Raw genomic sequence first — 12,894 nt, 5'->3', positions numbered from 1 at the left:
CCGAACCACGGACACCACGCGTGAAAGGTTCCGCGTGACGTCACTCCCGCATTCTTGCTGCCGTTACCGTTTCGTGTCACTCGACTGTGGACAACTGGCCGCGATATGTCGGTCTTGCGACCATTCGAACGCGTGACTGACAGGCTTTCGACAGCGGCAGCAGGTGGTCTTCCGGGGCGGACGGCCCCCGGCGTCCAGGCCTGCGGGCCGGGTCAGGAGGCCGGGTCGACCTCGCGCAGCAGACCGGTCTTCACGTCGAACACGAATCCGCGCACGTCGTCGGTGTGCGGCACGAACGGCGAGGTCCGCACGCGCTGCATCGACTGCCGCACGTCCTGGTCGACGTCCCGGAAGGACTCCACGGCCCACGCCGGGCGCTGGCCGACCTCCGCCTCCAGCTCGTTGCGGAAGTCCTCGGTGAGGCTCTCCAGGCCGCAGCCGGTGTGGTGGATGAGCACCACGCTGCGGGTCCCCAGCTTGCGCTGGCTGATGGTGAGCGAGCGGATCACGTCGTCGGTGACGACGCCGCCCGCGTTGCGGATCGTGTGGCAGTCACCCAGCTCCAGACCGAGCGCCGCGTGCAGGTCGAGACGGGCGTCCATGCAGGCCACGACGGCGACGTGCAGCACGGGCCGGGCGTCCATCCCGGGGTCCGAGAAGGCGTCGGCGTACCGGGCGTTCGCCTCGACGAGGCGGTCGGTGACCGTGCCGCCGACCGGCATGGCGCTCTCCGGACCTGTGGGAACCGATGCAGAAGTCGTCATAGATATGACGTTACTGGTCACACCCCGTCCAGGCCTCCTGTGGAAGTGGACAAAGAATGCCGCTGACCGGCGGTTGTGAGGTAACCCACAAGGGTGGCGCCCCGGTCGCCGTGCGAACGGCGGCGACGCGCAGGCCGGTTGATTGACCGGGCGACAGGGTGGACTAAAGTGACGCGAAGCGGGAGGCGAGACCTCCCCGCTGGACTGATTTCTTCGGAGACCCCGGCGACGACCGGAGATCTCCCCGCGTGCGCGGCGCGTACGTACGGCTCGGCCTCCTCCCGCTCCCGGCCGGCTGACGCTTCCGGCGCCGGCGGGCCGCCCCTTCACCGGGGCTCCCAGCGAAGCTGGGAACGGGCGGGGACCCGGCGGTGCGTACGGCCGCGCCGGATCTGAGAGGGCCCCTTGAGCGCGAGTCGACACGTCCCGGTGATGCTCCAGCGGTGCCTGGACCTGCTGGCACCCGCCCTGGAGGGGCCGGACGCCGTGGTCGTCGACTGCACCCTCGGCCTCGGCGGGCACAGCGAGGCCCTCCTGGAGAGGTTCCCCGACGCCCGGCTCGTCGCCCTCGACCGCGACAAGGAGGCCCTGCGCCTGTCCGGCGAGCGCCTCGCGCCCCACGGCGAGCGCGCCACCCTCGTCCACGCCGTCTACGACGAGCTCCCCCAGGTGCTGCACAGACTCGGCATCGCGCGCGTGCAGGGCGTCCTGTTCGATCTGGGCGTCTCCTCCATGCAGCTCGACGAGGCCGACCGCGGCTTCGCGTACGCCCAGGACGCCCCGCTCGACATGCGCATGGACCAGACGACCGGCGTCAGCGCCGCCGAGGTCCTCAACACCTACCCGCCGGGCGAGCTGGTGCGCATCCTGCGGGCGTACGGCGAGGAGAAGCAGGCCAAGCGGATCGTCGGCGCGATCGTGCGCGAGCGGGAGAAGGAGCCGTTCAGCACCAGCGCGCGGCTGGTCGAGCTGATCCGCGACGCCCTGCCGCAGGCCGCCAAGCGCACCGGCGGCAACCCGGCCAAGCGCACCTTCCAGGCCCTGCGCATCGAGGTCAACGGCGAGCTCTCCGTCCTGGAGCGGGCGATCCCGGCCGCCGTCAGGACGCTCGACGTGGGCGGGCGGATCGCCGTGCTCTCGTACCACTCGCTGGAGGACCGGCTGGTCAAGCAGGTCTTCGCGGCGGGCGCCGCCATCACCGCGCCGCCGGGACTGCCCGTCGTCCCCGAGCGCTACCAGCCGCGGCTCAAGCTGCTCACCCGCGGTGCCGAACTCCCCACCGAAGAGGAGATCGCCGAGAACCGGCGGGCGGCACCGGCGCGGCTGCGCGGGGCCCAGCGCATCAGGGAGGACGTCGAGTGAGGCGCGTGCAGGCCGGACCGAGGGAGCGTGCGTGAGCGGCAAACCCGAACTGAAGGGGAGGGCGGCCCGACTCGCGCGGCTCCTCCCGACCGGCCCCGGGCAGGCGGCCCGCACGCCCTTCGTCCTCCTGGTCGTCCTCCTCCTCGGCGGCGGTCTCATCGCCCTCCTGGTGCTGAACTCGGCCCTCAGCGAAGGCGCGTTCAGGCTCGACGACCTCCAGAGCGGGACCAAGAACCTCACCGACGAGGAGCAGGCCCTCCAGCGGGACATCGACGCCTACTCCGCCCCCGACGCCCTGCAGCGGCGCGCCCGCGAGCTCGGCATGGTGCCCGGCGGCGACCCCGCCTTCCTCGCTCCCGACGGAACCGTCAAGGGCGTCCCCAGCGCCGCCCCGGGCGTCCGGCAGTCCTCAGTGCACACCCCCCTGGTCCTCGCCCCCGAGGCCATGACCGACGGCCCTCCTCCGACCCCCGGCAGGTGACGGAAGTGTCCGACAGGGAACCGCCACGCCGTCGCGTGCCCGGCCCGGCCAGGCCCGCCCGCCCCGACGCCCGGCGCCGCCCCGGCCCCGGTGCCCGTCCGGCCCGGAGGCCGGGGCAGGCCCGTCCGGCGGCACCCGGGCCGCTGCGGCTCGGCAGCCCCCGCCCCCGCCTGCGCCTGGTCGGACTCGCCCTGACCCTGGTCCTGGCCGCCTTCGTCGTGCGGCTCTTCCAGGTGCAGGCCGTCGACGCGAGCACGTATGCCGCCAAGGCCGAGCAGAACCGCTACGTCGGGCAGGTGCTGGCCGCGGACCGGGGCGAGATCACGGACCGGTCCGGTGTGGCCCTCGCGACCAGCGAGGACGCGTACGACATCACCGCCGACCCCACGATGTTCGCCCCGAAGATGCTGAAGATCGGGGACGGGCCCGAACGGGCGGCGGCCCTCCTCGCGCCGATCCTCGGCCAGGAGCAGGGAGACCTGGTCGAGAAGCTGCGCCCGAAGAACAAGGCCCTGCGCTACGTCAAACTGGCCTCCCGTCAGACCCCGCAGGTCTGGAAGCAGATCAAGGACCTCAAGTCGGCGCTCGCCAAGAAGGCGGAGACGGACAAGTCCACGCCCAACGTCCTCTCGGGCGTGTTCTCCGTCGCCACCAGCAAGCGCGTGTACCCCGCCGGCGATCTCGCCGCCGGGATACTGGGCTGGGTCAACGGCGAGGGCAAGCCCGGCGGCGGCATCGAGCTGCAGCTGAACAAGCAGCTCGCCGGCAAGGACGGCAAGATCCGCTACGCCCAGTCCGGCGGCCGTCTCGTGCCCACCGCGGGCTCCACCGAGACACCCGCCGTCCCCGGCAGCGACGTCGAGCTCACCGTCGACCGCGACATCCAGTGGGCCGCTCAGAAAGCCATCAGCGACCAGGTGAAGGAGTCCGCGGCCGACCGCGGCTACGTCATCGTCCAGGACACCCGCACCGGGCAGATCCTGGCCATGGCCAACTCGCCCGGCTTCGACCCCAACGACCTGTCGGACGCGAACCCGGCCGCCCTTGGCAACGCCGCCCTCCAGGACGCCTTCGAGCCCGGTTCCACCGCCAAGGTCATGTCGATGGCGGCCGTCCTCCAGGAGAACGCCGCCACACCGGGGACGCATGTGGTCGTGCCCAACCGGCTGCACCGCGGCGACCGGCTCTTCAAGGACGACATCAACCACCCGACCTGGTACCTGACGCTCAACGGCGTCCTCGCCAAGTCCAGCAACATCGGCACCATCCTCGCCACCGGGCAGCTCGGCAAGACGCAGGCCCAGGCCAACAAGGTCCTCTACGACTACCTGCGCAAGTTCGGCCTCGGCAGTTACACCGGACTCGGCTTCCCCGGCGAGACAAAGGGCATCCTCGCCCCGCCCGACAAGTGGTCGACCTCGCAGCAGTACACGATCCCTTTCGGCCAGGGCGTCTCCATCAACGCCATGCAGGCCGCCTCGGTGTACTCGACCATCGCCAACGGCGGAGTCCGCGTCGAACCCACCCTGGTGCGCGGCACCAAGGGACCCGACGGGCGCTTCACGCCGGCCCCCAAGCCCGCGAAACACCGGGTCGTCGACGCCAAGACGGCGAAGACCCTCGCCCGGATGCTGGAGTCCGTCGTGGACGACGAGGAGGGCACCGGCACCAAGGCGCGCATCCCCGGCTACCGCGTCGCGGGCAAGACGGGCACCGCGAACCGCGTGGATCCGGCCACCGGCAAGTACAAGGGCTACACCTCGTCGTTCGCCGGGTTCGCGCCCGCCGACAAGCCCCGCGTCACGGTCTACTGCGCCATCCAGAACGCCACCCAGGGCAGCTACTTCGGCGGTCAGATCTGCGGACCCGTCTACAAGAAGGTCATGGAGTTCGCACTGAAGTCCCTCCAGGTCCCGCCGACCGGCGCCCAGCCCGCGAGGATGCCCGTCTCCTTCAAGCAGTGATCAGGGCGGACACGCCCTGATCAGTACTCAGCCCCCACCGAGCCACCAGGACCGCCTCCGTGACAACGATCACCCCCGACCCCGGCAACCAGAGCAGCCCCAGCCCCTCACTTCGCCCGGAGGCGGGTGCGCCCGGTACGCTCACCGCCGTGCCAAACGCTGATCAGTCCCAAACCACCCAGAAGGGGCATCCCGTGACATACCCCGGGCCGCCCAGGCCGGTGCAGGTCTCCGCCACACCCCTCGCGGAACTCGCCGATCAGCTGGGTGCTTCCACGCCGCGGAACGCCGTCGGGGTCACGGGCATCACCCACGACTCACGCGCCGTGCGCCCCGGCGACCTGTACGCCGCCCTCCCGGGGGCCCGGCTGCACGGTGCCGACTTCGTCGAGCAGGCCGCGAGCCTAGGCGCCGCCGCCGTGCTGACCGACCCGACCGGCGCCGAGCGCGCCGCCGCGTCCGGGCTGCCGGTGCTGGTCGTCGACGACCCGCGCGGGCGGATGGGCGAGCTGGCCGCCACGATCTACGGCCACCCCGGCCGGGACCTGCTCCAGATCGGCATCACCGGCACCTCCGGCAAGACCACCACCGCCTACCTCGTCGAGGGCGGCCTGAAGACGATCCGCTCCACCGGTTTGATCGGCACGGTCGAGATGCGCATCGGCGACGAGCGCATCAAGTCCGAGCGCACCACCCCCGAAGCCACCGATCTGCAGGCCCTGTTCGCGGTCATGCGCGAACGCGGTGTCGACGCGGTGGCCATGGAGGTCTCCAGCCACGCCCTGGTCCTCGGCCGGGTCGACGGCTGCGTGTTCGACATCGGCGTCTTCACCAACCTCAGCCCGGAACACATGGAGTTCCACTCCGGCATGGAGGACTACTTCCAGGCGAAGGCGCAGCTGTTCACCCCCAAACGGGGCAAGCTCGGCGTGGTCAACGTCGACGACGAGTACGGCCGCAGGCTGGCGAAGGAAGCCACCGTCCCGGTCGTCACCTACTCCGCCGAGGGCCACCCCGACGCCGACTGGCGCGCCGAGGACGTCGAGGTCGGCCGGCTCGACTCGACGTTCACCGTCATCGGCCCCAAGGGCGAGCGGATCGCCGCCAAGTCGCCGCTGCCGGGCCCGTTCAACGTGGCCAACACCCTCGCCGCGATCGTCGCCCTCGCCGTCGCAGGCCTCGACCCGCAGGCCGCCGCCGACGGTGTCGCCGCCGTGCCCGGCGTCCCGGGCCGTCTGGAGCGCGTGGACGCGGGGCAGCCCTACCTCGCGGTTGTCGACTACGCCCACAAGACCGACGCCGTCGAGTCCGTGCTGCGCGCCCTGCGCAAGGTCACCGAGGGCAAGGTGCACATCGTCCTCGGCTGCGGCGGTGACCGGGACAAGAGCAAGCGCGAGCCCATGGGCGCCGCCGCGGCGCGGCTGGCCGACACCGCCACACTGACCTCCGACAACCCTCGCGGTGAGGACCCTCTCGCGATCCTCGCCACGATGCTCCAGGGCGCGGCGTCCGTGCCCGCGCACGAGCGCGGCGAGGTGCAGGTCTTCGAGGACCGGGCCGCCGCGATCGCCGCCGCCGTCGCCCGCGCCGAACCGGGCGACACCGTGCTGGTGGCGGGCAAGGGCCACGAGCAGGGCCAGGACATCGCCGGGGTGGTCCGTCCCTTCGACGACCGCCAGGTGCTCCGCGAAGCCATCCAGAAGACCCAGGGATGAAAATCCAGAAGACCCAGGGGATGAACTTGTGATCGCCCTCTCCCTCGCCGAGATCGCAGAAGTCGTCGGCGGGCAGACGCACGACATACCGGATCCGTCCGTCCAGGTCACCGGCCCGGTCGTCCGGGACTCCCGCGAGGCGGGGCCGGGCAGCCTGTTCGTGGCCTTCGCCGGGGAGCGCGTGGACGGCCACGACTTCGCGGCGGCGGTCGTCGAGGCGGGAGCGGTGGCCGTGCTCGGCACCCGGCCCGTCGGCGTGCCCGCGATCGTCGTGGACGACGTCCAGACCGCCCTCGGCGCCCTCGCCCGGCACGTCGTACGCCGCCTCGGCGCCACCCTCGTCGCCCTCACCGGTTCGGCCGGCAAGACCAGCACCAAGGACCTCATCGCGCAGGTGCTCGGGCGCAAGGCCCCGACGGTGTTCACGCCCGGCTCGCTCAACAACGAGATCGGGCTGCCGCTGACCGCGCTGAGCGCCACCGAGGAGACCAGGTTCCTGGTCCTGGAGATGGGCGCCCGCGGCATCGGGCACATCCGTTACCTCGCCGGCCTGACACCCCCGAAGGTCGGCCTCGTCCTCAACGTCGGCAGTGCCCACATCGGCGAGTTCGGCGGCCGCGAGCAGATCGCGCAGGCCAAGGGCGAGCTCGTCGAGGCCCTGCCGTCCGAGGCCGAGGGCGGTACCGCGATCCTCAATGCGGACGACCCTTACGTACGGGCCATGGCCACCCGTACGAAGGCGAAGGTGCTCCTTTTCGGAGAGTCCGGCGAAGCGGACGTCTCCGCCGAGAACGTGCGACTCACGGACACCGGGCAGCCCTCGTTCAGGCTTCACACACCCTCCGGTGCAAGTGATGTGACCATGCGCCTGTACGGTGAGCACCACGTGTCGAACGCGCTCGCCGCGGCCGCCGTCGCCCACGAGTTGGGCATGTCCGCTGACGAGATCGCCGTGGCGCTCTCCGAGGCGGGCTCCCTCTCCCGCTGGCGGATGGAGGTCACCGAGCGCCCGGACGGCGTGACGGTCGTCAACGACGCCTACAACGCGAACCCCGAGTCCATGCGAGCCGCTCTGCGCGCGCTCGCGGCGATGGGCAAAGCCTCACAGGCAAAGGGGGGCCGTACGTGGGCGGTGCTCGGCAAGATGGCCGAGCTCGGGGACGAGGCTCTCGCCGAGCACGACGCGGTCGGGCGGCTCGCCGTCCGGCTCAACGTCAGCAAGCTCGTCGCGGTCGGTGGCAGGGAAGCCGCCTGGCTGCAACTGGGCGCATATAACGAGGGTTCGTGGGGTGAGGAGTCGGTGCACGTGTCCGACGCACAGGCGGCGGTCGACCTGTTGCGCAGCGAGCTGCGCCCAGGGGACGTCGTGCTCGTGAAGGCGTCCCGTTCGGTCGGCCTCGAGAGCGTGGCGCAGGCGCTCATGGAGACCGGTGCCGAGGGTGAGGTTTCCGCCCGATGATGAAGCAGATCCTGTTCGCAGGAGTCATTGGTCTCTTTCTCACGCTGGTCGGCACCCCGCTGCTGATCAAGCTCCTCGCACGCAAGGGCTACGGGCAGTACATCCGCGACGACGGCCCGCGCGAGCACGCCAGCAAGCGCGGTACGCCGACCATGGGCGGCATCGCCTTCATCCTGGCGACGGTCGCCGCGTACTTCCTGGCCAAGGTGATCACGGGCTATCTGGACCCGGACGTCGACGCGGCGCCGACCTTCTCGGGTCTGCTGGTGCTCGGCCTGATGGTCGGCATGGGTCTGGTCGGCTTCCTCGACGACTACATCAAGATCGTCAAGCGACGCTCGCTCGGTCTGCGCGCCAAGGCCAAGATGGCCGGCCAGCTGACCGTCGGCATCGCCTTCGCGGTGCTGTCGCTCCAGTTCGCGGACAACCGCGGCAACACCCCGGCCTCCACGAAGCTGTCGTTCATCACGGACTTCGGCTGGACGATCGGCCCCGTGCTGTTCGTCGTCTGGGCGCTGTTCATGATCCTGGCGATGTCGAACGGCGTGAACCTGACCGACGGCCTGGACGGTCTCGCCACCGGTGCCTCGGTGCTCGTCTTCGGCGCCTACACCTTCATCGGCGTCTGGCAGTTCCAGGAGTCCTGCGCCAACGCGCAGACCCTGACCAACCCGGGCGCCTGCTACGAGGTGCGCGACCCCCTCGACCTCGCCGTGGTCTCCTCGGCGCTGATGGGCGCATGCCTCGGCTTCCTGTGGTGGAACACGTCGCCGGCCAAGGTCTTCATGGGTGACACCGGTTCGCTCGCGCTCGGCGGTGTGCTCGCCGGCCTCGCGATCTGCTCCCGCACCGAGCTGCTGATCGCCATCCTCGGTGGCCTGTTCGTCCTGATCACCATGTCCGTGGTGATCCAGGTCGGTTCCTTCCGTCTGACCGGGAAACGCGTCTTCCGGATGGCGCCACTCCAGCACCACTTCGAACTCAAAGGCTGGTCCGAAGTACTCATCGTGGTCCGCTTCTGGATCATCCAGGGCATTTGTGTGATCGTCGGACTCGGCCTCTTCTACGCAGGATGGGCAGCGGACAAGTGACCTCCTCGGAGCCCTTCGACTTCCAGGGCAAGCACGTCACCGTCGCCGGACTCGGCGTCTCCGGCGTCCCCGCGGCCAAGGTGCTGCACGGCCTCGGCGCGAGCGTCACGGTCGTCAACGACGGCGCGGACGAGCGCGCGCGGGCGCAGGCGGCCGAGCTGGAGGCGCTCGGCGTCACCGTGCGCCTCGGCGACGGCGACACGTTGCCCGAGGGCTCCGAGCTGATCGTCACCGCGCCCGGCTGGCAGCCGGACAAGCCGCTGTTCGCGGCGGCGGAGCAGGCGGGCGTGCCCGTCTGGGGCGACGTCGAACTGGCCTGGCGCCTGCGCGGCCCCGACGCCGCTCCGTGGCTCGCCGTCACCGGCACCAACGGCAAGACCACCACCGTCCAGATGCTGGCCTCGATCCTGAGGGCGGCGGGCCTGCGCACGGCCGCCGTCGGCAACATCGGCGTCTCCCTGCTGGACGCGGTGCTCGGCGAGGAGCAGTACGACGTCCTGGCCGTGGAGCTCTCCAGCTACCAGCTGCACTGGGCGCCCTCCCTGCGCGCCCACTCGGCGGCCGTGCTGAACCTCGCCCCCGACCACCTCGACTGGCACGGCTCCATGGAGGCCTACGCCGCCGACAAGGGCCGTATCTACGAGGGCAATGGCGTCGCCTGCGTCTACAACGTGGACGCCACCGACAAGCCGTCCACCGAGGACCTGGTCCGCGCGGCCGACGTCGAGGAGGGCTGCCGGGCCGTCGGCTTCACCCTCGGCACCCCGGCGCCGTCCCAACTCGGCGTCGTGGAAGGCATCCTGGTCGACCGGGCCTTCGTCGAGGACCGGCAGAAGAACGCCCAGGAGCTCGCCGAGGTCGCCGACGTGAACCCGCCGGCCCCGCACAACATCGCCAACGCCCTCGCGGCCGCGGCCCTCGCCCGCGCCTACGGCGTGCCCGCCAGGGCCGTACGGGACGGCCTGCGGGCCTTCACCCCGGACGCCCACCGCATCGCGCACGTGGCCGACGTGGACGGGGTCGCCTACGTCGACGACTCCAAGGCCACCAACACGCATGCGGCACAAGCCTCGTTGGCGGCGTACGAGCCGATCGTGTGGATCGCGGGCGGGCTCGCGAAGGGCGCGACCTTCGACGAACTGGTCGCAGCGTCGGCGAAGCGGCTGCGGGGTGTCGTACTGATCGGCGCGGACCGCGCGCTCATCCGGGAAGCCCTCGCGCGACACGCCCCGCAGGTACCCGTCGTCGACCTCGAACGGACCGACACTGGGGCGATGCGCGCGGCGGTCCGGGAGGCGCGGAAACTCGCTCACGCGGGCGACACGGTACTTCTGGCTCCGGCCTGTGCCTCGATGGACATGTTCGCCAACTACAACAAGCGCGGGGACGCTTTCGCGGACGCCGTCCGTGAACTCGGCTCCGCCGACGGCTGACCCGGGTCCGCCTCGCCCGGCGGCGGTGCCGGGCGTACCTGGGAGGGACGCGTGACACGGATGTGGCTGGTGCCCGAGCGGCCAGGGGGCGTGCACCGCGCAACGCTCCCCTCCGGCATGGCGGGGTGAGCCGCGATGCCCACCAGCCGCGCCGGACGGCCCGTGACCTCACGCGCCCCCAAGCGCCCCGTCGCGCCCCGGCTCGCGCGCCAGAACCGCGCCCTGACCCTCTACCTCCGCGCACGCAGGGGCTGGGACCGGCCGCTGACCGCCTACTACCTGATCCTCGGCGGCAGTCTGCTGATCACCGTGCTGGGTCTGGTGATGGTCTACTCGGCCTCCCAGATCACCGCGCTGCAGATGTCGCTGCCGGGTTCGTACTTCTTCCGCAAGCAGTTGCTCGCGGCGGGGATCGGCACCGTTCTGCTGCTCGCGGCCTCGCGGATGCCGGTGAGACTGCACCGGGCGCTCGCCTACCCCATCCTCGCCGGCGCCGTCGTCCTCATGGTCCTGGTGCAGATCCCGGGGATAGGGGTGTCGGTCAACGGCAACCAGAACTGGATCTCCCTCGGCGGCTCCTTCCAGATCCAGCCCAGCGAGTTCGGCAAGCTCGCCCTCGTGCTGTGGGGTGCGGACCTGCTCGCCCGCAAGCAGGAGAGGAAGCTGCTGACCCAGTGGAAGCACATGCTCGTGCCACTGGTGCCGGCGGGCTTCATGCTGCTCGGTCTGATCATGATCGGCGGCGACATGGGAACCGCGATCATCCTCACGGCCATCCTGTTCGGCCTGCTCTGGCTGGCCGGCGCCCCCACGCGGCTGTTCGCCGGGGTGCTGTCGATCGCCGCCGTCCTCGGCCTGATCCTCATCAAGACCAGCCCCAACCGCATGGCCCGGCTGCAGTGCCTGGGCGCCACCGAGCCCCAGTCGGGACCCGTCGACTGCTGGCAGGCCGTGCACGGGATCTACGCCCTCGCCTCGGGCGGAATCTTCGGTTCCGGGCTGGGTGCGAGTGTGGAGAAATGGGGTCAACTCCCCGAAGCCCACACCGACTTCATCTTCGCCGTCACCGGTGAGGAACTGGGCCTGGCGGGGACGCTGTCGGTACTCGCCCTCTTCGCGGCTCTAGGCTATGCGGGTATCCGCGTGGCCGGACGCACGGAGGACCCCTTCGTGAGGTATGCCGCGGGAGGTGTGACCACCTGGATCACGGCGCAGGCCGTGATCAACATCGGTGCGGTGCTCGGTCTGCTGCCGATCGCCGGTGTCCCCCTCCCGCTGTTCTCCTACGGAGGGTCCGCCCTGCTGCCGACCATGTTCGCCATCGGGTTGCTGATCGCCTTCGCGCGCCAGGACCCCGCTGCGCGGATGGCGCTTGCGATGCGGCAACCCCGCTTTGGTAGAAAGCGGGGGGCGGGGGGCCCTGCGCGGACCGAAAGGCCGGCCGGAGCCTCCCGGAGATGGAACACGATGCGACGGCGCGCCTCGGCGGCGCGCTCGTCCGGAGAGCGGTGAATTTCGGTGCATGTCGTACTCGCCGGCGGGGGAACCGCGGGCCACATCGAGCCCGCGCTCGCCCTCGCGGACGCCCTGCGCAGGCAGGACCCGGGCGTGGGCATCACGGCCCTGGGCACGGAGCGCGGCCTCGAGACCCGTCTCGTACCCGAGCGCGGGTACGAACTGGCGCTGATCCCCGCCGTTCCGCTGCCGCGCAAGCCCACCCCCGAACTGATCACCGTCCCGGGCCGGCTGCGCGGCACCATCAAGGCGACCGAGCAGATCCTGGAGCGCACCCGGGCGGACGCCGTGGTCGGCTTCGGCGGCTACGTCGCCCTGCCCGGCTACCTCGCGGCCAAGCGCCTGGGCGTGCCGATCGTGATCCACGAGGCCAACGCCCGCCCGGGCCTGGCCAACAAGATCGGCTCGCGGTACGCCAGCCAGGTCGCCGTCTCCACGCCCGACAGCAAACTGCGGGGCGCCCGCTACATCGGCATCCCGCTGCGCCGCTCCATCGCCACGCTCGACCGGGCCGCCGTACGTCCCGAGGCCCGGGCCGCGTTCGGCCTCGACCCGAATCTGCCCACCCTGCTGGTCACCGGCGGTTCCCAGGGCGCCCGCCGCCTGAACGAGGTCGTCCAGCAGGTCGCGCCCTGGCTCCAGCAGGCCGGGATCCAGATCCTGCACGCGGTCGGCCCGAAGAACGAACTGCCGCAAGTCCACCAGATGCCGGGAATGCCCCCCTATATCCCGGTAAGTTACTTGGACCGGATGGACCTCGCGTACGCCGCGGCGGACATGATGCTCTGCCGCGCGGGTGCGATGACCGTCGCCGAACTCTCCGCCGTCGGGCTCCCGGCCGCCTACGTCCCGCTGCCCATCGGCAACGGCGAACAGCGGCTCAACGCCCAGCCGGTGGTCAAGGCCGGTGGCGGACTGCTGGTCGACGACGCGGAGCTGACCCCTGAGTGGGTCCAGCGCAACGTCCTGCCCGTGCTCGCCGACCCGCACCGGCTGTACCAGATGTCCCGCTCCGCCGCCGAGTTCGGCCGCCGGGACGCCGACGACCTGCTCGTCGGCATGGTGTACGAGGCGATCGCCGCCAGTCGTGCACATCGATAGGACTGTATG

General features: G+C 71.1%; 10 protein-coding genes. 9 read left to right on the top strand and 1 reads right to left on the bottom strand.

All coding sequences use genetic code 11. The annotated features are described in order from the left end of the window. Window positions 1-212 precede the first annotated feature (212 nt). Window positions 213-764: a carbonic anhydrase gene (locus tag ACFY9S_RS14695; RefSeq protein WP_391127502.1), complete on the bottom strand. Its 552-nt coding sequence runs from the start codon at window positions 762-764 to the stop codon at window positions 213-215. Window positions 765-1,169: 405 nt separating this feature from the next. Here ACFY9S_RS14695 and rsmH point away from each other — a divergent pair, with 405 nt between their 5' ends. The 9 genes from rsmH (at window position 1,170) to murG (ending at window position 12,885) form a co-directional block, all read left to right on the top strand. Continuing rightward, a complete protein-coding gene (gene rsmH / locus ACFY9S_RS14690) occupies window positions 1,170-2,126 on the top strand; it encodes a 16S rRNA (cytosine(1402)-N(4))-methyltransferase RsmH (RefSeq protein ID WP_391127499.1) in 957 nt (318 codons plus the stop codon). A 31-nt stretch (window positions 2,127-2,157) separates the two neighbouring features. Then, on the top strand, window positions 2,158-2,607 hold the full coding sequence (locus tag ACFY9S_RS14685) for a hypothetical protein (protein WP_391127496.1): 450 nt from the start codon (window positions 2,158-2,160) through the stop codon (window positions 2,605-2,607). 5 nt (window positions 2,608-2,612) lie between these two features. Further along, window positions 2,613-4,571, top strand: a complete 1,959-nt coding sequence (locus ACFY9S_RS14680) for a penicillin-binding transpeptidase domain-containing protein (protein ID WP_391127493.1) — start codon at window positions 2,613-2,615, stop codon at window positions 4,569-4,571. A gap of 194 nt (window positions 4,572-4,765) precedes the next feature. Continuing rightward, window positions 4,766-6,286 (top strand): UDP-N-acetylmuramoyl-L-alanyl-D-glutamate--2,6-diaminopimelate ligase, encoded by a 1,521-nt coding sequence (locus ACFY9S_RS14675; RefSeq protein ID WP_391127490.1) that lies wholly within the window; start codon window positions 4,766-4,768, stop codon window positions 6,284-6,286. A gap of 28 nt (window positions 6,287-6,314) precedes the next feature. Beyond that, window positions 6,315-7,745, top strand: coding sequence for a UDP-N-acetylmuramoyl-tripeptide--D-alanyl-D-alanine ligase (murF, locus tag ACFY9S_RS14670; protein ID WP_102907754.1), 1,431 nt, complete (start codon window positions 6,315-6,317; stop codon window positions 7,743-7,745). Continuing rightward, a complete protein-coding gene (gene mraY / locus ACFY9S_RS14665; protein ID WP_102907753.1) occupies window positions 7,745-8,836 on the top strand; it encodes a phospho-N-acetylmuramoyl-pentapeptide-transferase in 1,092 nt (363 codons plus the stop codon). The genes murF and mraY overlap by 1 nt, the downstream gene beginning before the upstream one ends. Beyond that, the gene (gene murD / locus ACFY9S_RS14660; RefSeq protein WP_391127486.1) at window positions 8,818-10,269 is read left to right on the top strand and encodes a UDP-N-acetylmuramoyl-L-alanine--D-glutamate ligase; all 1,452 of its coding nucleotides are present in this window, start codon (window positions 8,818-8,820) and stop codon (window positions 10,267-10,269) included. The genes mraY and murD overlap by 19 nt, the downstream gene beginning before the upstream one ends. Before the next feature lie 135 nt (window positions 10,270-10,404). Beyond that, the gene (ftsW, locus tag ACFY9S_RS14655; RefSeq protein WP_391127483.1) at window positions 10,405-11,781 is read left to right on the top strand and encodes a putative lipid II flippase FtsW; all 1,377 of its coding nucleotides are present in this window, start codon (window positions 10,405-10,407) and stop codon (window positions 11,779-11,781) included. Window positions 11,782-11,787: 6 nt separating this feature from the next. Next, window positions 11,788-12,885, top strand: a complete 1,098-nt coding sequence (murG, locus tag ACFY9S_RS14650) for an undecaprenyldiphospho-muramoylpentapeptide beta-N-acetylglucosaminyltransferase (RefSeq protein WP_391127480.1) — start codon at window positions 11,788-11,790, stop codon at window positions 12,883-12,885. Window positions 12,886-12,894: the final 9 nt, after the last annotated feature.

Source organism: Streptomyces sp. NPDC012474 (assembly GCF_042955185.1).
GTDB classification, from domain to species: Bacteria; Actinomycetota; Actinomycetes; order Streptomycetales; family Streptomycetaceae; genus Streptomyces; species Streptomyces cahuitamycinicus.
This window is presented reverse-complemented; position numbering and strand designations above follow the sequence as displayed.

Coding starts and splice junctions, on each gene's coding strand:
- ACFY9S_RS14695 (WP_391127502.1), bottom strand. CDS start 764: ATGACGACTTCTGCATCGGTTCCCACAGGTCCGGAGAGCGCCATGCCG.
- mraY (WP_102907753.1), top strand. CDS start 7,745: ATGAAGCAGATCCTGTTCGCAGGAGTCATTGGTCTCTTTCTCACGCTG.
- murD (WP_391127486.1), top strand. CDS start 8,818: ATGGGCAGCGGACAAGTGACCTCCTCGGAGCCCTTCGACTTCCAGGGC.
- ftsW (WP_391127483.1), top strand. CDS start 10,405: ATGCCCACCAGCCGCGCCGGACGGCCCGTGACCTCACGCGCCCCCAAG.